This is a genomic window from Pseudomonas svalbardensis, from assembly GCF_030053115.1.
Classification (GTDB): Bacteria; Pseudomonadota; Gammaproteobacteria; order Pseudomonadales; family Pseudomonadaceae; genus Aquipseudomonas; species Aquipseudomonas svalbardensis.
Window position 1 is genome coordinate 6,282,222 of the sequence record NZ_CP125619.1, and the last position, 22,029, is coordinate 6,304,250.

General features: G+C 59.8%; 19 protein-coding genes. 10 read left to right on the forward strand and 9 right to left on the reverse strand.

Annotated elements, in window-relative coordinates; translation table 11 throughout:
* Nucleotides 1-71 precede the first annotated feature (71 nt).
* Genes folE2 through QFX16_RS29165 form a run of 7 tightly spaced genes read left to right on the forward strand, consistent with a single transcriptional unit; the run spans nucleotide 72 to nucleotide 6,182 of the window.
* Nucleotides 72-968: a GTP cyclohydrolase FolE2 gene (folE2, locus tag QFX16_RS29135; RefSeq protein ID WP_283182284.1), complete on the forward strand. Its 897-nt coding sequence runs from the start codon at nucleotides 72-74 to the stop codon at nucleotides 966-968.
* Complete coding sequence (locus QFX16_RS29140) at nucleotides 965-1,633, forward strand: metal ABC transporter ATP-binding protein (protein ID WP_283182285.1); 669 nt, start codon at nucleotides 965-967, stop codon at nucleotides 1,631-1,633. The genes folE2 and QFX16_RS29140 overlap by 4 nt, the downstream gene beginning before the upstream one ends.
* Nucleotides 1,633-2,499 (forward strand): metal ABC transporter permease, encoded by an 867-nt coding sequence (locus QFX16_RS29145; protein WP_283182286.1) that lies wholly within the window; start codon nucleotides 1,633-1,635, stop codon nucleotides 2,497-2,499. The genes QFX16_RS29140 and QFX16_RS29145 overlap by 1 nt, the downstream gene beginning before the upstream one ends.
* An 11-nt stretch (nucleotides 2,500-2,510) precedes the next feature.
* Nucleotides 2,511-3,386: a metal ABC transporter substrate-binding protein gene (locus tag QFX16_RS29150; RefSeq protein WP_283182287.1), complete on the forward strand. Its 876-nt coding sequence runs from the start codon at nucleotides 2,511-2,513 to the stop codon at nucleotides 3,384-3,386.
* A complete protein-coding gene (locus QFX16_RS29155) occupies nucleotides 3,383-3,943 on the forward strand; it encodes a gamma carbonic anhydrase family protein (protein ID WP_046044954.1) in 561 nt (186 codons plus the stop codon). The genes QFX16_RS29150 and QFX16_RS29155 overlap by 4 nt, the downstream gene beginning before the upstream one ends.
* 2 nt (nucleotides 3,944-3,945) lie before the next feature.
* Nucleotides 3,946-5,283 carry a dihydroorotase gene (locus QFX16_RS29160; RefSeq protein ID WP_283182288.1) on the forward strand — a complete coding sequence of 446 codons (1,338 nt, stop codon included), beginning with the start codon at nucleotides 3,946-3,948 and terminating at the stop codon, nucleotides 5,281-5,283.
* A gap of 17 nt (nucleotides 5,284-5,300) precedes the next feature.
* Entirely contained in the window at nucleotides 5,301-6,182 is an 882-nt protein-coding gene (locus QFX16_RS29165) for a His/Gly/Thr/Pro-type tRNA ligase C-terminal domain-containing protein (protein ID WP_283182289.1), read from the forward strand.
* A gap of 22 nt (nucleotides 6,183-6,204) precedes the next feature.
* Here the strand turns inward: QFX16_RS29165 and QFX16_RS29170 are convergent, their stop codons facing one another.
* A complete protein-coding gene (locus QFX16_RS29170; protein ID WP_150657752.1) occupies nucleotides 6,205-6,726 on the reverse strand; it encodes a DUF3617 domain-containing protein in 522 nt (173 codons plus the stop codon).
* A 132-nt stretch (nucleotides 6,727-6,858) separates the two neighbouring features.
* On the opposite strand from QFX16_RS29170, the gene cls reads away from it, so the two are divergent.
* A complete protein-coding gene (cls, locus tag QFX16_RS29175; RefSeq protein ID WP_283182290.1) occupies nucleotides 6,859-8,298 on the forward strand; it encodes a cardiolipin synthase in 1,440 nt (479 codons plus the stop codon).
* Here cls and cfaB read toward each other — a convergent pair.
* From cfaB to hflK (QFX16_RS29200), 5 genes are all read right to left on the reverse strand, one after another.
* On the reverse strand, nucleotides 8,295-9,479 hold the full coding sequence (cfaB, locus tag QFX16_RS29180) for a C17 cyclopropane fatty acid synthase CfaB (protein ID WP_283182291.1): 1,185 nt from the start codon (nucleotides 9,477-9,479) through the stop codon (nucleotides 8,295-8,297). The genes cls and cfaB overlap by 4 nt on opposite strands.
* 226 nt (nucleotides 9,480-9,705) lie before the next feature.
* Entirely contained in the window at nucleotides 9,706-11,616 is a 1,911-nt protein-coding gene (locus tag QFX16_RS29185; protein WP_283182292.1) for a cation-translocating P-type ATPase, read from the reverse strand.
* Complete coding sequence (gene hflK / locus QFX16_RS29190) at nucleotides 11,613-12,671, reverse strand: protease modulator HflK (protein ID WP_283182293.1); 1,059 nt, start codon at nucleotides 12,669-12,671, stop codon at nucleotides 11,613-11,615. Before hflK (QFX16_RS29190) ends, QFX16_RS29185 begins: the two co-directional genes overlap by 4 nt.
* On the reverse strand, nucleotides 12,668-13,702 hold the full coding sequence (hflC, locus tag QFX16_RS29195) for a protease modulator HflC (protein ID WP_283182294.1): 1,035 nt from the start codon (nucleotides 13,700-13,702) through the stop codon (nucleotides 12,668-12,670). The genes hflK (QFX16_RS29190) and hflC overlap by 4 nt, the downstream gene beginning before the upstream one ends.
* Entirely contained in the window at nucleotides 13,699-15,657 is a 1,959-nt protein-coding gene (gene hflK / locus QFX16_RS29200) for a protease modulator HflK (protein ID WP_283184658.1), read from the reverse strand. The genes hflC and hflK (QFX16_RS29200) overlap by 4 nt, the downstream gene beginning before the upstream one ends.
* A gap of 217 nt (nucleotides 15,658-15,874) precedes the next feature.
* Here hflK (QFX16_RS29200) and lpdA point away from each other — a divergent pair, with 217 nt between their 5' ends.
* Entirely contained in the window at nucleotides 15,875-17,275 is a 1,401-nt protein-coding gene (lpdA, locus tag QFX16_RS29205) for a dihydrolipoyl dehydrogenase (RefSeq protein ID WP_283182295.1), read from the forward strand.
* Between the two features lie 112 nt (nucleotides 17,276-17,387).
* Here lpdA and QFX16_RS29210 read toward each other — a convergent pair whose 3' ends face one another.
* Nucleotides 17,388-17,861 (reverse strand): Lrp/AsnC family transcriptional regulator, encoded by a 474-nt coding sequence (locus tag QFX16_RS29210; protein ID WP_046044944.1) that lies wholly within the window; start codon nucleotides 17,859-17,861, stop codon nucleotides 17,388-17,390.
* A gap of 144 nt (nucleotides 17,862-18,005) precedes the next feature.
* Here QFX16_RS29210 and QFX16_RS29215 point away from each other — a divergent pair, with 144 nt between their 5' ends.
* Nucleotides 18,006-18,635 (forward strand): LysE family translocator, encoded by a 630-nt coding sequence (locus QFX16_RS29215; protein ID WP_283182296.1) that lies wholly within the window; start codon nucleotides 18,006-18,008, stop codon nucleotides 18,633-18,635.
* Here the strand turns inward: QFX16_RS29215 and QFX16_RS29220 are convergent, their stop codons facing one another.
* Nucleotides 18,636-20,756 carry a hypothetical protein gene (locus QFX16_RS29220; protein WP_283182297.1) on the reverse strand — a complete coding sequence of 707 codons (2,121 nt, stop codon included), beginning with the start codon at nucleotides 20,754-20,756 and terminating at the stop codon, nucleotides 18,636-18,638.
* Complete coding sequence (locus tag QFX16_RS29225; RefSeq protein WP_283182298.1) at nucleotides 20,743-21,936, reverse strand: DUF3142 domain-containing protein; 1,194 nt, start codon at nucleotides 21,934-21,936, stop codon at nucleotides 20,743-20,745. The genes QFX16_RS29220 and QFX16_RS29225 overlap by 14 nt, the downstream gene beginning before the upstream one ends.
* Between the last annotated feature and the right edge of the window lie 93 nt (nucleotides 21,937-22,029).

Sequence of the window (22,029 nt, forward strand, 5' to 3'; positions counted from 1 at the left end):
ATAAAAAAGGCATGGTTGATTTTAATGTAATAACATAACATACGGAATCGACTCCCACGATGGACCTGCTCATGAATGCGCTGACTCTGCCGGATATCGCCGCGCAGGCCTCACGCCAAGCCCTGCCACTTGAGTGGGTGGGCATGTGCGGCATTGCTCTTCCTGTTTTGTTCGATGGCCAACGACTGAGTGCGAAAGCCGACGCCGGCGTTAGCCTCGATGATGGAGAGGCGCGCGGGATTCATATGTCGCGGCTGTACTTGGCGCTTGAAATGCTCGAGCAAGAAAACCTGACGCCAGCCTTGTTGCGGAAAGTTTTGCAAAGTTTCCTCAAGACTCATGAAGGACTGTCCAACAGCGCGTACTTAAAAATCCACACCGATTTACTGCTCAAAAGACCGGCGCTGGTCAGTCCGTTGGCCGGCTGGAAAACCTATCCAGTGAGCATCGAAGCACGTTTGAAAAACGCGATGTTCCACGTGGAACTAAAAATCGACGTGCCTTATTCCTCGACCTGTCCGTGTTCGGCCGCGCTTTCCCGACAACTGATTCAGCAGCAATTCGTCGATGACTTCGCCAACAAGCCGTTACAACATGCCGATGTTTTGGCTTGGCTCGGCTCCACAAAAGGCATCGTCGCAACGCCTCACAGCCAACGGAGCAATGCGAAATTGCGGCTTCGAGTGGACGACTATCTGGATGACCTGCCGCTGATCGCGATCATCAACGACGCCGAAGCGGCCCTTGGCACCGCCGTACAAACCGCCGTAAAACGCGCCGACGAACAAGCCTTCGCGTTGGCCAACGGTCAGAACCTGATGTTCTGCGAAGACGCCGCCCGACGTTTGAACCTGGCGCTGAAACGCTCCCCCGGAATCAACGCCTTCCACATACGAGTCGTCCACGCGGAAAGCCTCCACGCCCATGATGCCGTCGCCGAAAGCCGTTGGAATTGGGAGGCCGCATGATCCGTTGCCAAGCCTTGCGTTGGGGCGCACCCAGTCAACCGCTCACGCCTTCCGTAGATTTCGAACTGCCTAAGGGCAGTTTGACCGCCGTGATCGGTGCCAATGGCTCGGGTAAAAGCAGCCTCCTGAAAGTCATCGCTGGTTTGCAAAAACCGCTGACCGGCAAAGTCATCTTGGATGTTTCACGCAAGGGCAAACTCTCGTTCCTTCCGCAGCAACAACACCTGGATCGCCAATTCCCCATCAGCTTGCAAGAGTTAGTAGCCGCTGGTTTCTGGGGTAGCACGCAGTCTCCCGAGATACGCAGACAACGTCTCAAAGCCGTGCTGGAAAACTGGTGTCTGAGCGGACTGGAACAGCGCCCGTTGATGGCCTTGTCCGGCGGCGAATTACAGCGTGCCCTGCTCGCCCGTTTGAGCCTCGCCGACGCACCATTGCTATTGCTCGACGAACCCCACGCCGCCCTCGACGAGTTCGGTCAGGCACTGCTCTGGAAACACATTCACGCCTGGCATGCCGAAGGCCGAACCCAGCTGATCGTATGCCATGACCTGGCCGCCGTTCGCCAACACATTCCTCAAACGTTGCTGATCAAAAGCACCGGCTGCGTCCTCGGATCGAGCGTTGATCTGATCCACCAACAACCACAAGCGCGGGTGGCCTGATGCTCGCGGCCACTCATCTTTGGCAACCGTTCCACGAGTTCGTGTTCATGCGCCGAGCGCTGCTTGGTGGATTGGTCCTGGCGTGCAGCACCGCACCGTTGGGCGTGTTTCTGATCCTGCGACGGATGAGCCTCATCGGCGACGCGGTGGCTCACGGCATTCTGCCGGGGGCCGCATTGGGCTTCTGGTTCGCCGGATTGAGTCTGACGGCACTGACCGTCGGAGGCCTCGGTGCCGGTCTCGGCATGGCCGGACTTGCTGCCTGGATCACCCGTCGCACCGGCCTGCGAGAAGACGCCAGCCTCGCTGCGATCTACCCGATCTCCCTTGCCTGCGGTGTGCTGATCCTCGGCATCGCCGGCAAACGTCTGGACCTGTTGCACCTGTTGTTTGGCTCGGCACTGGCGGTCGATGGCCCGACGTTGACGGGCATGCTCTGGGTCTCCGGCTTCAGCTTGATCGCCATGGCGTTCATCTACAAACCGCTGTTGCTGGACACCCTCGACCCACTCTTTCTGCAAACCGTCAGCCGACTCGGTCCCCTAGCACACGGCGTATTTCTAACTCTGGTGGTGCTGAATCTGGTGATCGGTTTTCAAGCCATCGGCGCGTTGATGGTCGTCGGTTTGATGATGCTGCCCGCCGCCGCGTCGCGCTTCTGGAGTCGTCGCTTGCCGACGTTGATGGCCATCGCCGCCCTGCTCGGCTGCCTCTCGGTGTGGCTCGGACTGTTGCTGTCGTTCTACTACTCGCTCCCCAGTGGGCCGGCGATCGTGCTGGTGGCTGGCGGTTTGTATCTGCTGTCCGTGGTGTTCGGACCGGTGCACGGTTTGCTGCGCCGCCCGCCTTTGCTCACATCCCAATGAGGTGTTACCCGATGCGCGCTTTACTCGTGCTGTTCAGTTTGCTGCTGTCGATGTCGCTGTCTGCTGCGGAAAAACTTCAGGTAGTCACCAGTTTCAGCATCCTCGCCGACATGACCCACCAAGTCGGCGGCGACCATATCCAGATCACCAACATGGTCGGCGCGGACGCAGATGCTCACACGTACGAGCCGACACCTGACGACGCCAAGGCGTTGCTCAAAGCCAAACTCATCATCAAAAACGGCTTGGGTTTCGAGCCATGGCTGGACCGCCTGGTGACCAGCACCGAGACCAAAGCGCCAGTGATCAGCGCGAGCCACGGTATCATCCCGCGCTCCCTGGATGAAGATGGCGAGACGATTCCCGACCCGCACGCTTGGCACAACCTGGCGAACGCTGAGCTGTATATCAGCAACATCACCAAGGCACTGATCGCCGCCGACCCGACGAACAAAGCCGACTACGAACGCAACAGTCAGGCCTACCTGAAAAAGATCTACGCGCTGCTCGCCGAAGCCAAGGCCAAACTCGGCTCGCTGCCACCGGGCAATCGCAAAATCGTGACGTCCCATGACGCCTTCGGTTATCTCGGTCAGGCTTACGGCATCGACTTCATGGCCCCTCAAGGCCTGTCCACTGAGCGCGAACCGTCAGCCGCTGAAGTCGCTGCATTGATCACTCAGATTCGCCAGGCCAAGGTCAAAGCGGTGTTCATGGAAAATATCAAGGATGCACGCCTGCTCAAGCAGATTGCCGATGAAAGCGGCGCGCACATCGGTGGCACGTTGTACTCCGATGCGCTCGCGGCGACCGGGCCGGCCAGCACCTTTGTCGGGTTGTTCGAGTACAACCTCAACACCCTGTACAACGCGTTGAGCAAGCCATGATCCGCAAGAATCCTTCCGGTGATTTGCCGGTGATAGCCGAATCTGCCTACGTGGATAAAACCGCCATCATCTGCGGCAAAGTGGTGATCGGCGAGAACGTCTTCGTCGGTCCTTACGCGGTGATACGCGCTGACGAAGTGGATGCCTCAGGCGAGATGGAGCCGATCACCATCGGCGCCAACTCGAACATCCAGGATGGCGTGGTGATCCACTCCAAGTCCGGCGCGGCAGTGACCATCGGCGAGTTCAGTTCCATCGCCCACCGCTCGATCGTTCATGGTCCGTGCAAGGTTGGCGATCGAGTGTTTATCGGGTTCAACAGCGTGCTGTTCAACTGCGTCGTCGGTGACGGTTGCGTGGTTCGGCACAACTCGGTGGTCGATGGTCGCGACTTGCCCGAAGACTTCTACGTGCCCTCCACCACCCGCATTGGCCCGAAGACAGATCTGTCGCAGTTCCCACCGGTGAGCGTCAGCGCCTCGGAGTTTTCCGAGGACGTGGCGCGTACCAACGTCGATCTGGTGCGCGGCTACAAAGCCCTGCAGAACGAGTTCTGACCATGAGCAGCGTGCTGATTCGCAATGCCCGGTTGGTGAACGAAGATCGCGAGTTTGAGGGTGATTTGCTGGTGAGCAACGGCCGAATCGTGAAGATCGCCAGCAGCATCCACGGTGAAAATGCTGACGTGGAAATCGATGCACAAGGGCAATGGCTGCTGCCCGGAATGATCGACGACCAAGTGCACTTCCGCGATCCAGGCTCGCCAGACAAGGGTAGCCTTTACACCGAATCCCGGGCGGCGGTGGCCGGTGGCATCACCAGCTTCATGGACATGCCCAACACTAATCCGGCGACCCTGAACCTCAGCGCACTGGCCAACAAAAAGCGCCGAGCGGCGATCAACTCTGTCGCCAATTACGGCTTTCATTTCGGCGTGAGCAACGACAATCTCGATACCGTCGCCAGGCTCAACCCCTGTGAAGTAGCCGGCGTCAAAGTGTTCATGGGCGCTTCGACCGGCAACATGCTGGTCGATGACCCACAGATTCTGGAACGGCTATTCGCCGAGGTGCCGACCATTCTGTTGGCCCACTGCGAACACACGCCCAGTATCGACGCCAACGCCGCGAACCTGCGCGACTTGTTCGGCGAACACATTCCAGCGGCGGCCCACCCGCTGATCCGCAACGCCGAGGCCTGCTTTCGCTCCTCCTCAATGGCCGTGGACCTCGCCAGACGTCACGGCACCCGACTGCATGTTCTGCACCTGACCACCGCCCGCGAACTGGCGTTGTTCGAAGACAAGCCGCTCGCCCAGAAACGCATCACAGCCGAAGTCTGCCTGCACCACTTGCTGTTCGATGACCGGGATTACCCGAGCCTCGGCAACCTGATCAAGTGCAACCCGGCGATCAAAACCCAGGCCGACCGCGATGCCTTGCGCGAAGCGTTGCTGAGCCATCGACTCGACGTGATCGGCAGCGATCACGCGCCACACACCTGGGCTGAAAAACAGCGGCCGTACAGTCAGGCGCCTTCCGGATTGCCATTGGTGCAACACGCCCTGCCCGCGTTGCTGGAACTGGTTGCGGATGAAGTGTTGCCGATCACTACGCTCGTCGCAAAAACCAGTCACCGGGTCGCCGATCTGTTCGCCATTCCCGATCGCGGTTATCTGCGCGAAGGCTATTGGGCCGACCTCGTTCTGATCAAACCCGAACCCGGCGGCGTCACCGTTTCTCAGCAGCCGATCCTGTCTCAATGCGGCTGGACACCTTTTGCCCGACAGCGTTTTCGCCACAGCGTCAGCACGACAATCGTGTCGGGGCAAATTGCCTGGCACGACAAACGTCTTAATGACAACTGTCAGGGTTTACCACTACGGTTTATGCGCTAGCACTCGAGAGCACCGACATGATTCACATCACCCTGAGCGATGGTTCATTGCGTGAATACGACCAGCCACTGTCGGTGTACGAGCTCGCCGCGAGTATCGGACCCGGACTGGCAAAAGCGGCGGTGGCCGGCCGAGTGAATGGCATCTTGGTGGACTGTGAGTTCATGATCGAAGCCGATGCCAGGGTCAGCATCGTCACGCCTCAAGAGCCCGATGGACTGGAGATCCTGCGACGCTCCTGTGCACTGATGCTGGCCATGGCCGTCAAACAACTCCATCCACAGGTGCAACTGCACGCAGGAACGGCGCTGGGCGACGGGTTCTTTCATGAGTTTTCTGTCGAGCGATCCTTAACGCCCGCAGACCTGCCACTGATCGAAGCCCGCATGCAGGCTTTGGCGGCGACTAATCATTCGATTCGCCGTCAAGGAAAGACATCGCTGTACCGCCTGGGGAGTTTCGAATCTACGACCGCTGGCCCGCATGTCCCCGCGACCAGAGTGCTGCAAGCGTTCACCCTCGACCACATCAGCGGTACGTTGCAGCAACGGATTTACGGCACGTGCTGGTCCTGCCAACAGGAGCTTGATAACTGGCGGACTCCGTCGCACGTCATGATCGTCAGCATGGACGAACGTCAGGCAGATTACGCGCAGTCGGTGACCGAGGCATTGCGCAGAAGTGGCGTGCGCGCCCGCGCAGATCTGCGTCACGAGAAAGTCCGCCAAAAAATTCGCGAGCACAGTCAGCACGTGCCGTATCTGGTGGTGATCGGGGAGAAAGAAAAAGAAGGTGGGTTTGTCAGTGTGCGCAGCCGCACAGGTGAAGACTTCGGGAGGATGGGTGTTGAGACGGTGTGTGAGTGGTTGAGTCAGGCCCGCCCCCACACAGTCATGTAGGGCGCGGGCCTGCTGGCGGGCTTTAAGCTCTTGGCTTAACGGTCCCGCAATCCTGCCCCAACCACACGGCGCGGCTATCGAGGCTGCCCTTCTGCTGAATGCCGGTAGCATTGAAGGTGCCGTTAACCTTAGTGGTGAACTCACGATCACTGAGGAAAGTGGCGACACCGGTGCCCTGCGCTTTCGGACAGCTGAAGCGGAATTTCCACTGATTACCGGTGCGGTCGGTGATTTCCTGCTTGCAGCCCGACTGTGGATCGGTCAGCGGAATGTCGTTGGTCTTCACTTGTTCCGGTGTCAAGCAAGCCCGAATCCCTTTGCCGCCCATAGTGATGCCCTGCTTTTCGAGCTGCGCGCGTTGTTGAGGGGTCATCTGGCTCTGTATCTGGCCAAGGATCAGCTGCAAATCCGGGAGATTCTGGTCATCGACCTTCATGTTGCTTGTGGTCATTTCCCACAAACCGGGCTGCAACATCTGCGCCTGAGCGGCCACAGGAAGTGACAAACCAACAGCCATGGCCAAACCCAGCAGACGAACGTTCATCGAGTAACTCCTGATCAGTAGTGGCCGTTAGACGTCAGCGAGTGGCTTCGGTTCATGGGCCAATTAAATAGCGACATTCTGCACGGAACATGGTCTGTTAAGCATTGAATCTTCAGGAGCAAGGCTGCCCCCATGGATTACTTTGGACCGCATATTTTCGGCTACATGATTGCACTGCTTCACACGCTGGGCCTGATCGCTGCCATCCACGCCGTGCTCACCGTCCGGACCGCCCAGGGATCGATCGCCTGGGCCCTGTCGTTGGTGTTTATTCCCTACCTCACGCTCATCCCCTATCTGGTCTTCGGCCGCAGTACCTTCGATGGCTACATCAAGGCTCGGCGCCAGGCCAACGAAGAAATGCGCACGGCGATCTCCGAGCTGAACTGGCGCCCTTGGGTAGAAGAGGCGCTGACCGCTCGTGCCTCAAATGCTTACGCGTCCTTGAGGGCCATGCCAAAACTGGGGCGCATGCCGTGCCTGGCGAACAATGAAGTGCGTTTGCTGATCGACGGCCAAGCCACCTTCAACGCCATTTTTGACGCCATCGGCAATGCGAAAGAAGCAGTGCTGATTCAGTTTTTCATCATCCATGACGATCGCCTTGGCCAACAGCTGCAAACCTTGCTGTTGAAGAAAGCCGCTGAAGGTGTGGCGGTTTATTTATTGTACGACCGCATCGGCAGCCACTCCCTGCCTCACAGTTACGTGCAGCCGCTGCGCGATGCCGGCGTCGAGGTCAAAGCCTTTGCCTCCCGCAGCGGCTGGCTCAACCGCTTCCAGGTCAACTTCCGCAACCACCGCAAGATTGTGGTGGTCGATGGAGTGCTGGGTTTCGTCGGTGGGCACAACGTCGGCGACGAGTATATGGGCGAGAAACCACCCCTCGCCCCGTGGCGCGATACCCATGTGCAAGTACGCGGGCCGGTGGTGGCCTGCATGCAGGAATCTTTCGCTGAAGACTGGTTTTGGGCCGCCCGTTCGTTGCCTCCACTAATCCTGCCGGACGTTTACCCGGACGACGGAGTGCTCTGCCAATTGCTGGCGAGCGGCCCGGCAGATTCCTACGAAACCTGTTCGTTATTCTTCGTCGAAGCCATCCATGCGGCAACCGAGCGGGTGTGGATCACCAGCCCTTATTTCATCCCTGACGAAGCTGTGTTCGCGGCGTTAAGGCTGGCGGTTCTGCGAGGAGTGGATGTGCGGCTGCTGCTGCCCTCACGACCGGACCACCGAATCGTCTACGCCGCCTCCAGCCTGTACGCCTTCGAAGCGGTACGCGCCGGCGTGCGGGTGTTCCGCTATGAGCCTGGCTTTCTGCATCAGAAAGTGGTGTTGATCGACAGCGAAATCAGCGCCATTGGCAGTGCCAATCTGGACAACCGCTCGTTCCGGCTGAATTTTGAAGTGATGTTGTTGACGGTCGACAGCGCGTTTGCCGCCGAAGTAGAACAGATGCTCAACGATGACTTCGCCCAGGCCCACGAGATCGCCAAAGAAGAAAGCCGGGAGACCCGCCGCCTGCAACAGGTCGGCATGCGGGTCGCCCGGCTTATTTCACCGATACTTTAAGGGTTGTAGATATCGTCTCGCGTCCATGGCAGTTCATGGCTGCCGTCGGGGTGAGCTTTCACCGCGAGAATCTGGTGCAGATTGATCCAGCCCTTGGCGAACGCGTAAGCGCATCCCGCCAAGTACAACCGCCAGATCCGTAAGGCCTGCTCTGGCACCAGCCTGGAAGCCGCTTCCAGATTGTCTTCCAGGCGTTCGCTCCAATGGTCCAGCGTACGCGCGTAATGCAGGCGCAGACTCTCGACGTCGACGATCTCCAGCCCTGCTTCGCTGATCTCGGCAGCGATCATCGACAGATGCGGCAGCTCGCCATTGGGGAACACATACTTCTCGATGAATTCGCCGACACCGCGCCCCACCGGACGGCCGTCGGTGTGCTTGGCGGTGATCCCGTGGTTCATCACCAGGCCACCCTCTTTCACCGCACCGAACAAGGTCTTGCAGTACTCGGCCAGATTGGCGTGGCCAACGTGTTCGAACATGCCGACACTGACCACTTTGTCGAAGCGACCGTCCTGAGGCAGGTCGCGGTAGTCGAGCAGTTGCAGTTCGACCAGATCTTCCAGGCCTTCGGCAGTCACCCGTTCACGGGCAAGTGCCAGTTGCTCTTTACTGAGTGTGATCCCGAACACCTTTGCGCCAAACTCCCGAGCCGCATACCGTGCCAGTCCGCCCCAACCGCAGCCGACATCCAGCAGATACTCCCCTGGTTGCAGCCGCAGCTTGCGGCACAGGTGGCGGAATTTGGCTTGCTGGGCTTGCTCCAGCGTTTCACTGCCGGTCTCGAAATAAGCGCAGGAATACGCCATGTCACTGTCGAGCCACAGCTGATAAAACGCGTTGGAAAGGTCGTAGTGGTAGGAAATAGCCTTCGCGTCGGTCTCCTTGTCGTGAGCGGTGCGCACTGGCTGACTATCCTGGTCTCCGAGCAACGCCTGGCTCCATTCATCACAGACGCGAATCACCTCGCTGATGGAACCTTCCAGCTCAAGTTTACCTTCGACAAACGCCGCTCCGAGCGTGTCCAGGCTTGGGTGAGTGAACTGGGTAACCATTTGTGGGTCCTTGACCACAATTGTGACGCTGGGCGTCGGCCCCAGATTGAATTCATGGCCGTCCCAGAGTCGCAGGCGTAACGGTAACTGCAGATTCTGTAAGGCCGGAGGAAGGTGCGCGAGCATGGATAGACCCTCTTGTTTCAGACGTCTGATGTGAGGGTAGTCCATCCTTGAAAAATAGCTGGCTATCGAATTAATAACCCTTTTCTATGATTCGTAACGCTCGAACCCACCGTCGCGAATTCACAAAAGTGATTGCCCTCACCTAGATGACTGCGAATTCGTCATACAGTTCTGCAAACTTGAAATCGTCCGTGATCGCGCTGTTTAGAGCATTCACTCGGTGTACTCAATCCTCATCCTTAAGCTTGAGCAATGGTTCCTGAAAACGCAGTAAACGTCCGGCGTTACCCAACACCAGCAACGTGCTGAAGTTGTGCAACAGCGCAGCAATCATCGCGCCCGCAGCACCAAGCCAGCCGAAGGCGGCGAAAGCTACAATCGCCAGCGTCCAGCCCAGACCGATGATCACGTTAACCTGCAACGTGTGCCGGCATTGGCGACTCAAACGCACACATGTACCGAGTCGACGCAGGTCGCTGCCGATCAGGACGATGTCGGCCGAGGCTAGCGCGATGTCCGCCCCGCCCGCGCCCATCGCCACGCCGACCACACCGGCCTTGAGCGCCAGTGAATCGTTGATCCCATCTCCCACGACCATCGGCCGGAAGCCGCTGCCGATTTCCTTCAGCACGCGATTGAGTTTGTCCTCGGGCAACGCTTGAGCTTCAACGTCGCTGATCCCGACATCTCGCGCCAATGTGTGCGCGACGCTTTGCCGATCACCTGTCAGCAGCAACTGCCGACCCAACCCCAACTCACGTAGCTCGCTCAAGGCAAATCGAGCTTCAGGTTTGACGCTGTCGGCCAGCAACAGCCAGGCGAGAAATTCACCGTTGAGCGCCAACCCGGCAATCGGGCCATCGTGGTCGGGGACACTTGAAGTGGCGATGCCCAACTGCGCGAACAGCTCCGGACGACCGAGCGCCGCCTCGCCCTGCTCCGTCATCGCCACCACGCCCAGCCCCTGACGCTCGTGGATGTCGGAGAGCAGCAGAAAATGTTCCTGGGTGACCAACCCGGCGAGCGCGCGGCTGACCGGATGACTGCTGGCAGAACCGAGGCTGGCCGCGAGTTTAAGGACGTGGCTGCGATCCTCGAGCGGACTGTCGATGGATTGCAAACGCAAGGTGCCAAAGGTCAGGGTTCCGGTCTTGTCGACCACCAGCGAAGTCAGGTCTGCCAACTCTTCGAGGAACGCGGAGCTGCGAATCAGAATCCCGTGACGAGCCGCCACCGCCACGCCGGCAATCGCCGTGGCCGGTGCCGACAACACCAGCGCGCAAGGACAGGCCGCCACCAACACCGCGAGCATGGCCTGAGCATCGTTAGTGACGAACCAGGTCACGGCGGCCAGCAGCAACACCAGCACCATGTAGCTGCCAGCGTAGCGTTCCAGCAGACGCGTGATCGGTGGTTTGGAACGTTCGGCACTTTGCATCAGCGCAATGACTTTGCCGAGGGTCGACTCATTGCCGGTGCGAGTCACTTCAATACGCAGCAGACCGTCGAGGTTGATCGCGCCGCCAAAGACTTGCATGCCGACGCCCGCCTCCATCGGCACCGATTCGCCAGTAATCGAAGCGGTGTCCAGGCTCGCCTGTCCAGACAACACCCGACCATCCGCTGGCACCCGATCACCCGCGCGTACCTCGACGAGGTCGCCGGCCTTGAGTGTGCCGTTATCGACTTCGACGATGGAGCCGTCGGCCTGAACTTTACGCGCATGGCTGCGAGTCAGTTTGCCGAGGGCGCGAATCGCCTCCTGCGAGCCGATCACGCTGCGCTCTTCCAGTACGTGGCCGAAGATCATGATGATCGGCAGCAACGCCGCGGTCAGCAGATCTCCCGTGGCCCACGCCCCCAGCATGGCCAGGGCGATCAATTGATCAGTGATCCCGTGCAGGCTCGGATAACGCAGGCTGTACCAGGCGGAACGCATCACGGGCACGGCCACCAGTAACGAAGCAAAGCCCAGCAGCAATTGACTGACGCCCGTCTGCTCCGGCGACAACCAGCGCCAGGTCAGGCCGAGTGCGAGCAAGCCCAAAGCGAGCATGGCCAGGGTCAATTGCCGGGCGGCGCTACGTTGTTCAGCCGAGGACAACATGCTCGGTGCGGCGGCGGTTTGGGTGGTCATTGTGCAGCTCCCTGAATGATCAGGCGGGAATCGTCTTTCGGGTTGACCGTGGTCACCGAACCGGCTTGACCGAGAATTTTCGGCATCCGCTCGCGGTAGATGCGCAGCAACATTTGCGAGTCGGTCCCGTGTTGTTGCGCCTTGGCCAGGCTCAATACCGTGGCCGTGTCAGCCGAGGCTTTGGCCAAACGCTCGCTCGCTTGGGCGTGAGCGACTTGCAGCGTGCGATCGGCTTGTTCGTTGGCAGTCTGAGTCAGTTTCTCGGCTTCAGTGCGCGCATTGGCCACAGCTTTGTCGGCTTGTTGACTGGCGGTCAGAACGGCGTTGAAGGCGTTGACCGCTGGCCCGGGCAGACTCGATTGCACGTCGACCCGCGCCACTTCTATTCCTAATCCCTGCCCGGTTGCGGTCAGGTCAGCCAGCCGCTGATTGATGCCTTGCACCAGATCACCGCGTAGACGTTCGCGTCTTTCGGCAGCCTGTTTATCGGCGCCGATGAGTTCCGGTCGCGCCACTAGAATGGTGTCCAGATCTCGCGCTGCCGTGAGCGCCACCGCGCTGCGAGTCACCAATCGATCCAATGCTGGCAACACATGTTCGCCTTGAAGAACGAACGCATACGGCTCGGTGACTTTGTAGAAAACACGCACATCCAGTTGCACCACGCCCGCGTCACCGGTGAGCAAATAACCGGAGCCGGCGAGTGCATCGCTGATCGGTGTAGCGAAACTCGCGACTCGGTCTGCCTGCAACGCGGCATCGGTGCGCAGCAGGTTTTCCACCCGACGTTCAATCACCCGATCCGCCGCGGGCAACAAAATAACCTGCTCAAACGGACGGGGCCAAGCCAATAGCAGGCCAGCATTCTGGATGCGATCCAGCGCGCCGAAGTGCAAAACCACCGCGCGATTTTGCGGATCGATCTGCCGTACATTGGAAAATGCCCACACCAAAGCGGCCAGTACCGTCACGGCGTAAAGAGCCAAAAAAGCCAATCGCCCAGCCTGAATCCAGGGACTGCTTAACTCATTTGTTCCACGTGGAACTAATTTCATGGCTGCGACCCGGGCTTGCTATCAAGGCTCGGCGGACCGTCAACCAACACCCGGAAAGGCGCGGCGTCGGTGCGCAGAATCAGTTTGGTGCCGGGTGTGACGATTGTGCCTAGCGTGTCGAGCGAGCGCAGCAGGTTGTAGAGCTGTGGCGACCCGGCGTAAGCGCGGCCATAAATTTGCGCGGCTTCGACACGCGATTGTGCTTCGATGTCCGCTGCTTTTACCGTGGCGTCGGCCTGCACGATGCGCGCGTCACGCTCGGCAGCGGAACGGATTTGCGCCGCTTCGCGCTTACCGATGGCCGTGCGTTCGGTGGCAATTGTTTCACGCTCGGCACGCATGCGATCGACCGTAGCGGTGAGGGTTACCGACGGCAAGGTCAGACGCTCGATACCGACTTGCAGCACCCGCACGCCATAAGTGGTGAGCAGCTGCTGATCGATTTGCTGACGCAGTTGCGCTTCAAAATCAGCGATGTGTACTTTGTTGGCGTCGGTGTTAACCAGGTTAGCCAGATCAAAACTGCTGGCCGTGGTTTCCAGAGCAGAGCCAACAAACGTGCGAATCTGCCGCGCTGCTTCGTCCGGTTGATTTTGTACGGCACGCATGAAGCGTTGCACGTTGTCCGGATCGCCCTGAACCTGCCAGGCCACATAAGCCTGAACGATGATGCGCAAACCGTCCCGCGTCCCCACATCCTGCAAACCACTCGAGGTGGTACGCAGTCGCAGATCGACAGGAATCGCCGCTTCAAAAGGAGCAGGCCAACGCCAGCCAAGACCTGGTTCCAGCAACACCCGCGACGGATTACCGAAACGCGTGATCACCGTCGCCTCCCCCGAACGCACTTGCACCAGGCTGGCTGCCGCAATGGCGAACGCCACCAGCAACGCTGCCCAGCCCATTCGCCGCCAGGGGAAAGGGCCAGCTTCTTGGGGATCACCATGATGGTGATGTCCGTGATGATGTCCGCCATGACCGTGATCGTGGCCAGTGTGGTCATCGTGATCGTGAGTGTGCGACTGGCTCAATTGGCAGCTCCTGGCTGAGCGGTTTTACGCGCCGGCGCAGGGTCAGCCGGCAGCGTGAATGTACGGAGGTCGATGGTCGGCGCGTTACTGCTGCCGCCCAAGCGATGATCGAGCACCAGCAACTTGGCATTGGCCAGGCCTTGGGACAGTTGGCTGAAGTACTGCTCCAGCACGAAGGCTTGGCCGGCGCTGGCATAGGCCTTTTGTTCGGCGCTGAACCGCAGATCCGCTGCTTGGGCGGTGGCGTTGATTTCACGAGCGCTGGCCGTCGCTTGATCGCGTGCGATGCTGGCCTGCAATTGCGCCTGGTTGGTGGCCGCCGCCGCCGCCCCACGCTCGCGGGAAATCAATGCCTGGGCGCCAATCTGCGCAGCCTGGACGCCGTGATAGGCATTGGCGGCACCGGCCGGTGGATGAATCGCCTCGACCACGGTGGCGAGAATTTCCACGCCGCTGTCGAGTTTATGTAGGTCGGCCTGTACCGCTCGACCAATCTCTTCGGCGAGCCCTACCCTGTCCTCGCCAAGCAAACCGTCGAGGGTTCGCGAGGCGAAATCGTGGACCAGAATCCGGCTGGCGGTACTGCGGATCAGCGTCGGGACGTCAGCGCTGTTATAGGTCGCGGCCAACGCCGCTTGATCACTCAGGCCGATGCGGTAGACGAAACGCACGTCCATGTTGACGATTTGGAAGCTCTGCTTGTCGGCTCGGCTGCTGGCAATGACTTGGGATTTGTCGTTCACATGGCTGGCGTCCCACAAGCGATTGGCAATCGCGGGCGCCGGACCTTCGGCGGGTTCGGCCACGACCGGCGCCGGTGTGTCGCCAACACTGGTGGCCAACTCGTGGACCACGCCGTTTTCGACGCTCAACACTCGGCCCAGAGGCCAGGGCAAACCTGCGTGCAAACCAGGACCGAATACCTCCACCGGTTTGCCGAATCGCTCGTAGATGCCTCGCCCTTGCAGCGGTATTTCGTGAATGCCGGTCAGTGACCAACCCACTATCGAGACCACGGCCAGCACCGGCAAAAATGCCCGACGCATGTAGGTGAAGGCCCAGATCTGTCGCAGGTCGATGCCGAAGCGGTTGTGCAATTCGTGCTGCAACGCCAACAAAGGTTGCGGCGGCCAGCGCAGCATGTCGGCGACGAAGCTGCGTGCCAGCAAGGCAGGTTCGAGTTGTTCGCGCTGCGGACTGAACAACGACAGCAGGGCGCGCAACAGCAGCTCGGCGGCGACCAACCCTGGCAGCAAGCCAATCAGTACCGCCAAACGCACCGGCCATACCGAGGTTTCGCTACCCAACAACAGGCACAAAGCGCTAAGCACCAGGCCAATGATCGCCACCCGTGTCAGCTGCGCCAACGACGCTGCTTCGGGCCATTGCGCGACGTTTTCCTGCGCCAGTTGACGCTCCAGCACCAGCAAACCGAAGGCCAGCAACAACGACAGCGCCGCACCGACACTGGCCGACAATCCCAGTGCGGCCGGCGGCAGTGCAAGGTTCCAGACTTGTTCGATGCTCAACAACGTCAACAGCGACCAACCCGCGAGCCACAGTGTCGGGGCGCCGATCTGCACCAGCATTCGCAGCCATCGCTGGCTGAGCCGATCCAGCAGCCGTTCGTACCAGCCCACCGGGGCAACGACTTCGTCAGCAACGACGACCTGCACGACCGGGTTCAACGCCCGCACGCGCCACTGCGTCACCCACCAGGCCGATTGCAAACCGGCGACCAGCACCAGCAAACCGGCGCTCTGATTGACCAGCAATGCTGGCCAGAGCGACTGCGGCGCAAACAGCCCGACGAAAAACGCCAGCAACCAACCTGTCGCCGCAAGAGCGCCCAGACCGATTGCGAACTGACGCAATCGTCGCCCTTGAAAAACCGCCTGCTGGAAACGCGGCAGCCCGGCTACTTGCGTCCCATCGACATCGAGATCGACTTGCATACCACCCCAGTGTTTATCGTTGCTCATATCGCAGTTCGTTACGATATAACGAAAGCCGTGAAATTTCCGTTCTTAAATGCTGTATCTAAAGGCGCTCAACCTGTCGCTTGGCTGAAGCCTTGACCGAAATGCTGCGGAACGCACATATTACGTTCGTAATTTTACTCAAGAACTACGTTTACCCATTCCGACCCCCGTTCACTCCAGGAGTACAACCATGAGCATCTATGACGTCGTGATTCTGGGCGGAGGCCCCGGTGGTTATAACGCAGCGATCCGCGCCGGTCAGTTGGGCCTCAGAGCGGTTTGCGTAGAAGGACGCGCCACGCTCGGCGGTACCTGCCTGAACGTCGGTTGCATGCCGTCAAAAGCGCTGCTGCACGCCTCCGAACTCTACGACGCCGCCATGGGCGCGGAATTCGCCAACCTGGGGATTGAAGTCAAACCCACACTCAACCTCGCGCAAATGATGAAGCAAAAGGATGAAAGCGTTGCCGGGTTGACCAAGGGCATCGAGTTTCTGTTTCGCAAAAACAAAGTCCATTGGGTCAAGGGCTGGGGCCACATCGACGGGCCCGGCAAAGTGACGGTGACCGACAGCCAGGGCGGCAAGACCGAACTGAGCGCCAAGGACATCATCATCGCCACCGGTTCCGAGCCCACTCCCCTGCCCGGTGTGGACATCGACAACAAACGCATCCTCGATTCAACGGGCGCGCTGTCGCTGACTGAAGTGCCCAAGCATCTGGTGGTGATCGGCGCCGGGGTGATCGGTCTGGAGTTGGGTTCGGTGTGGCGGCGTTTGGGCGCGCAGGTGACGGTGATCGAGTTTCTCGACCGGATTTGCCCTGGTGTGGATGGTGAAGCCGGTAAAACCCTGCAACGTTCGTTGAGTAAACAGGGCATCAACTTCAAATTGAGCTCCAAAGTCACCAGCGCCACAACCTCGGCGACCGGCGTTCAGCTCAGCGTCGAGCCCGCGGCTGGTGGCACCGCCGAACTGCTTGAAGCGGATTACGTGCTGGTATCCATCGGACGCCGGCCTTACACCCAAGGCCTGGGGCTGGAAAACGTCGGTCTCGCCGCGGACAAACGCGGCATGCTCGCCAACAAGGGTCATCGCACCGAAGCCGCTGGCATCTGGGTGATCGGCGATGTCACGTCCGGGCCGATGCTCGCCCACAAGGCCGAAGACGAGGCCATGGTCTGCATAGAGCAGATTGTCGGCAAGGCGGCCGAGGTCAACTACGACCTGATCCCCAACGTGATCTACACCAAGCCCGAACTGGCCAGCGTCGGCAAGACCGAAGAACAACTGAAGGCCGAAGGTCGTGCCTTCAAGGTCGGCAAATTCCCCTTCACCGCCAACAGCCGGGCAAAGATCAATCACGAGACCGAAGGCTTCGCCAAAGTACTGGCCGATGAGCGCACCGACGAGATTCTCGGCGTGCACCTGGTGGGACCAAGCGTCAGTGAAATGATTGGCGAATATTGCGTGGCCATGGAGTTCAGCGCCTCTGCCGAAGACATTGCCCTGACCTGCCATCCACACCCGACCCGCTCCGAGGCTTTGCGTCAGGCGGCGATGAATGTGGAGGGGATGGCGACGCAGATGTAAGGCTGGAGATTGGCGGCGGCTGGTCTACCGCTATCGCGAGCAGGCTCGCTCCCACAGGGGGATTTGTAATCGACGCAAAACTACTGTGTGCGAGCTTGCTCGCGATTGGGTCTCAGACCGGTAAATGTTCCAACGGCAACGCCCCCGGCGTCTTCACCGTATGAATCGCAAAGTTGCTGCGAATGTCACTTACGCCCGGCAATTTCAGCAAACGCCCCGTGAGAAAACGGTCATAGGCGCGCAGGTCCGGCACCACTACTTGCAGCAAAAAATCCGATTCCCCTGACACCAGAAAGGCCGAAATCACTTCGGGCAACGCGGTCACGGCCAGGCGAAAGGATTCGGCCTGCTCATCGTTGTGCCGTTCGACCTTGACCCCGACAAATACCGTCAGCCCAAGCCCTACTTCGTCGCGATCCAGATTGGCCTGGTAACCGCGTATGACCCCGGCTTCTTCGAGCATCCGTACCCGGCGCAAACAAGGCGAGGCGGACAGGCCGATCTCGTCAGCCAGTTGCACATTGCTCAGGCGACCGTCCCGTTGCAGCGCAGCGAGAATCTTGCGGTCGTAGGCGTCGAGTTTCATGGTTTGGCAGATCCTGATGGTTTCCCGCAATTGAGTGGCAGGTTATGCCAACCAGAAGCATTTTAGAAGCGAACTACGCAACCACCTGCCCTGCCCTTCAGCCCTAGACTGGCCGTACCGAATCGACAACGAATGGGGTGCAACGTGGCAGGACTCTGGGTGTTTTTCATGGCGCTGGCGGTGGTCTATCTGTTGCCGGGCCCGGACATGATCCTGTTGTTGCAGACCGGTGCTCGTCAGGGGAAAGGTGCGGCGCTGGCCACTGCGGTGGGTTTGGGTTTTGCCCGGGGTTGCCATGTAGCGTTGGCAGCGTTGGGGTTGGCGGCGCTGTTCAAGGCTGCGCCCTGGACGTTCGACGTGGTACGCCTGGCCGGGGCCGCGTATCTGCTATGGATCGGCATTCAATGCCTGCGAACCACAATGCTGCCGAACTTGAACGGAACAGACGCCACCACCGAGAAACCTCGCTGGCGCGCAGCGATCCAGCGCGGATTGCTGACCAACCTGCTCAACCCCAAGGCATTGCTGTTCTGCTCGGTGCTGCTGCCGCAGTTCATCGATCCACACGCCGGGCCAGTGCTCGCACAATTTGCGACCCTGGGCGTGGTATTGGTTGGCATTGGGTTGTTATTCGACAGTGCTTACGCACTGACCGGCGCAGCGCTTGGTCGTTGGCTGCAACGCAGTCCTTCGGCCCAGCGCCTGCAGCAATGGCTGTTTGGCAGCCTGTTGATCGGCTTCGCCGTGCGGCTGACCTTTGTGCAACAGGCATGATTACGTCAGCGCCTTGCGCTTGCGGCGATTGATCAGCACCAGCGCTATCGCTGTAAACACCACGACGCCGCCCACTTGCAGCCATTTTTTGTAAGGTCGCAAGGCCGAGCGAACAGGGTCCAATGCCTGGGTTACGTAACGTTTGTCCGCGTTCGGGAAATCCGGGTAAGGACATTGGCGACCGAAGTTCACCGCCCAATCCACGTACGGTCCATCTTTGACATAGCGTTGGTAGAAGGCGCTTTCTTCTTCCAGGCTGGTGTTCCAACCCGCCGCCGAACACAGCACTGCCGCAAAGGCCGCACTGGTATGCGGCAAATTGTCCGCTGCGCGACTGGCTAATGCGGTGGCGACAAAACGGTAGTGGTAGCGCTGATCGGGTTGGGCTGCGCTTGCTTGTTGACGTTTGACTTCACCTTCAGCCACCAATGAACCGACCTTGAGTTCGCTGCTTTCGAAGCTGTAGTTGCCACCGAAGGTCGCGTAATCCGGGGACATCTCGTAACCCAACAGCTCCATTCCATCGAAACGGGCCAGTGTCGCGGCATGGTAATAAGCAAATGCTCGTTTGGTCGGCCACCATTTTGATTCAGCGTCGTGGCGCAACTGCCCATACCACTTGGCCTTGGCCTGTAAGTCGGCGTTATCGAAATAGGCTGGCGCTTCGTCGTACCGCTCTTCGCGCAGCAAGCGCCGCCCGAGCACATTGCGCAGTTTCGCCGCCACCGGTAACTGCACGTAGTTATCCAGATCCTGCTGAGTCAAAGGTGGCGGTGCCGGTACTTGAGTGTCGACGTATTGCTTGAGTTCATCGACGGTCAACACCCGCTCGGCGACCGTGGCGGCGTCGAACCAGTAGATATCTTTACTGCGATAAAGCTGATCGAACGCTTGCAGATAATCCCCGCGTTGCAATGCCAGGATCGCGCTTTCACCCTCGACCCGGCATTTGGGCTGAAGCGTTTCGAAGTCCCAGTCCGGCGTGCGCCGCTCGCCCCACGACTCGTTCTGCGGGAAGGCCTGGGCAGCCTTGGCATACGCTGCGGCAGCCGCGTTTTTATCGCCATCGCGCACGGCCAGTTTGGCCCGCAGCCACCACGCCAGTCCGCCATCACCGGCGTGTTCGAGGAACGCCTTGGCGCTGGCGTAATCACCCTGTTGATAATTCACCGCCGCCAGCCGATCAGCGTTATGGAGGCTACCGCGGGTGCTGTTTTGCAGCAGTTTGATCAGTTTCAATTCGTTCGGCGGTTGATCGCCGAATGACCAGCCCAGTCGGCTGATCAACGAGGCCGTCACCAGTTGCTGTACCGGTTTGCCGTTGAGCAATACGGCCAGTTGATCGTCAGGCATCGCCGCGAGGTCGGCCACCAACAGTTTCAGCGAGGTGTAACCCACCGCCGAACCCTGAAGATTTTGCGTGGCGTAGAGTTCGATGGCGCGGTTCCAGTCGCCGGCAGTGCGGGCGACGCGGGCCTCTTCGCCAAGACTGGCGACACCCAGTTCCAGTGGATCGCTAAAACCGTCGATGCTCAGCTGACGGGTCTGCTCGAAAGCCTTTCGAGATTGAGCCAGCAGGTCAGGACCAGCGTCCGCTTCCGCGCTCATGACAAACAGCGCCCGACCTAACGAATAAGCCGCCCAAGTGCTGCGCAACGCCCGTTGTTCCGCTGGCAATGCCAGCACGTTCTGGAAGTACTCGGCTGCTAGCCCATGATCACCGGCATTGAATGCCACAGCGCCGGCCAGATAAAGCTTGAGCTCAGCCGGCAGGTTCGTGCCCTGGATCTCGACATCATGCGCATCAGTCAGGCTGCGTAACTGTTTCACCAGCCCCTGCTGTTCAGCCGTCAAACCGGATTGCTCAGCCTTACCCCGCTGTTCTGCGTAGTCGGGCGCATCCATGCTGTAGACGGTTTCGGTGACGTTCTTCAGCCCGGCGACCGCATGCCCGAGGCGACTGATTTCAAATCTGAAGTTACCTTCCGGCAGTTCCGCCAGCGACTGCCCGCGGTTGTCCAGCAGACGCATAGGGAAATCCGGCCCACAGGCCAGCGCCGAACCCAGCGGCAGGCTGAGGCTCAGGCAAAGCAGATGGCGGGGCCAGTTACGGGTCAACATTCGAACCTCCTTGATCAATATGTGCGCAACGAGCCCAACCAATGGCGCGCTGCTCACCGGCCGGTATTCGACCGTCGCGCAGGCGGGTGAAGGTAAGCAGATCCGGACGCTGTTGCAACGCATAACCGGCCAGCGCATCGGCACCGTCACAGCCCTGCACCGCAAGTGTCAGGCGTTCGGGCCAGGCGCTGTCGAGGTTGCCCTGATTGCTGAGGCTGATGTCATAGAGGTCGTTCTGCACTGAGAGTTTCAGCGCCAGTCGACTATCGAGTGCATCGCCACGCGCCACGGCGCTCAGGGTAGTAAGACTCCAGGCTCGGCGGTCGCTGGCCAGCGGCAAACGGAACCAGATCAGGCCCGCCAGATGCGCCGGTGGATCGTTGCGCAACTCGGTCCCAAGCCGGCTCAGTTGCTGCGGATCGGCGAGCAATTCTCGGCGTTTGCCGCCCCGTTCGATCGGCACTTCGCTTTCCACTACCGGCGCACCGCCGCCCGGCAACAACGCCACACCATAGGCCGGCAGCGCCAGATAGAAAGGTTTCGAAGTAATGCGGCTCCAGGCCTTGGTCCATTGTCGGGCCTGATCCGGGTCGAACAAACCAAGACGCGGATCGCTCACCGCGTGCACCTGCAACACGCTGCTATCGACTGTGGATAACAACGCCGGTAATTCGGGACTGTCGAGCCAGGCCGGCAATGCGGTGATGCTCAGCGCAATAGTGGCCGGCAGAACTGCGCGCAGTTGCGTAAGAAATTCGCGGTAGGCCGGTAGCCGAGCATTACCGGCGTCGTGGTCGATTTCCACACCGGAGAGCTTCAGGCCCTGCCCTTGCCAATCGCCGAGCACCTGCTGGATCTGCGCGGTGACTGCGTCCCGATCCAGCGACTTGAGCTGGCCATCGAGACGAATCACCGCGATCAGCGGCCGACCATCACGCTTGAGCAGCGCCGGATCAATCCGCGCCCGGCTCCAACCCGCCTCCGGGAATGCCTGCAAGGCCAGCACCCGCAGGGTGGAAAAGTCAGCGCGGCTGTCCCTCAGCGCTGATTCGTGGGCCGGTGTCCATTGTCGTTGCCAGACGTAGAGTTGCTGATCGAGCGGCGGCGCATCCTGTCGTTCGCAACCGTTGAGCAATGCCACCGCGACAATCAACGCCGACAGACGAGCGAAAAAATACATAAAGCCCCTTGAGCCGAATCAGATCCTTTGTAGCAGCTGCCGAGCCTGCGAGGCTGCGTTCGGGCCAATACTACGCGCACGGTGTATCTGAAG

Excerpts from the sequence above, each read along its gene's own strand:
- hflK (WP_283182293.1), bottom strand. The coding sequence starts at position 12,671 with ATGAAATTAGTTCCACGTGGAACAAATGAGTTAAGCAGTCCCTGGATT.
- cfaB (WP_283182291.1), bottom strand. The coding sequence starts at position 9,479 with ATGCTCGCGCACCTTCCTCCGGCCTTACAGAATCTGCAGTTACCGTTA.
- QFX16_RS29170 (WP_150657752.1), bottom strand. The coding sequence starts at position 6,726 with ATGAACGTTCGTCTGCTGGGTTTGGCCATGGCTGTTGGTTTGTCACTT.
- lpdA (WP_283182295.1), top strand. The coding sequence starts at position 15,875 with ATGAGCATCTATGACGTCGTGATTCTGGGCGGAGGCCCCGGTGGTTAT.
- QFX16_RS29140 (WP_283182285.1), top strand. The coding sequence starts at position 965 with ATGATCCGTTGCCAAGCCTTGCGTTGGGGCGCACCCAGTCAACCGCTC.
- QFX16_RS29155 (WP_046044954.1), top strand. The coding sequence starts at position 3,383 with ATGATCCGCAAGAATCCTTCCGGTGATTTGCCGGTGATAGCCGAATCT.
- hflK (WP_283184658.1), bottom strand. The coding sequence starts at position 15,657 with ATGCAAGTCGATCTCGATGTCGATGGGACGCAAGTAGCCGGGCTGCCG.
- folE2 (WP_283182284.1), top strand. The coding sequence starts at position 72 with ATGAATGCGCTGACTCTGCCGGATATCGCCGCGCAGGCCTCACGCCAA.
- QFX16_RS29210 (WP_046044944.1), bottom strand. The coding sequence starts at position 17,861 with ATGAAACTCGACGCCTACGACCGCAAGATTCTCGCTGCGCTGCAACGG.
- QFX16_RS29165 (WP_283182289.1), top strand. The coding sequence starts at position 5,301 with ATGATTCACATCACCCTGAGCGATGGTTCATTGCGTGAATACGACCAG.
- QFX16_RS29185 (WP_283182292.1), bottom strand. The coding sequence starts at position 11,616 with ATGACCACCCAAACCGCCGCCGCACCGAGCATGTTGTCCTCGGCTGAA.
- cls (WP_283182290.1), top strand. The coding sequence starts at position 6,859 with ATGGATTACTTTGGACCGCATATTTTCGGCTACATGATTGCACTGCTT.
- QFX16_RS29220 (WP_283182297.1), bottom strand. The coding sequence starts at position 20,756 with ATGTTGACCCGTAACTGGCCCCGCCATCTGCTTTGCCTGAGCCTCAGC.
- QFX16_RS29150 (WP_283182287.1), top strand. The coding sequence starts at position 2,511 with ATGCGCGCTTTACTCGTGCTGTTCAGTTTGCTGCTGTCGATGTCGCTG.
- QFX16_RS29145 (WP_283182286.1), top strand. The coding sequence starts at position 1,633 with ATGCTCGCGGCCACTCATCTTTGGCAACCGTTCCACGAGTTCGTGTTC.
- QFX16_RS29160 (WP_283182288.1), top strand. The coding sequence starts at position 3,946 with ATGAGCAGCGTGCTGATTCGCAATGCCCGGTTGGTGAACGAAGATCGC.
- QFX16_RS29225 (WP_283182298.1), bottom strand. The coding sequence starts at position 21,936 with ATGTATTTTTTCGCTCGTCTGTCGGCGTTGATTGTCGCGGTGGCATTG.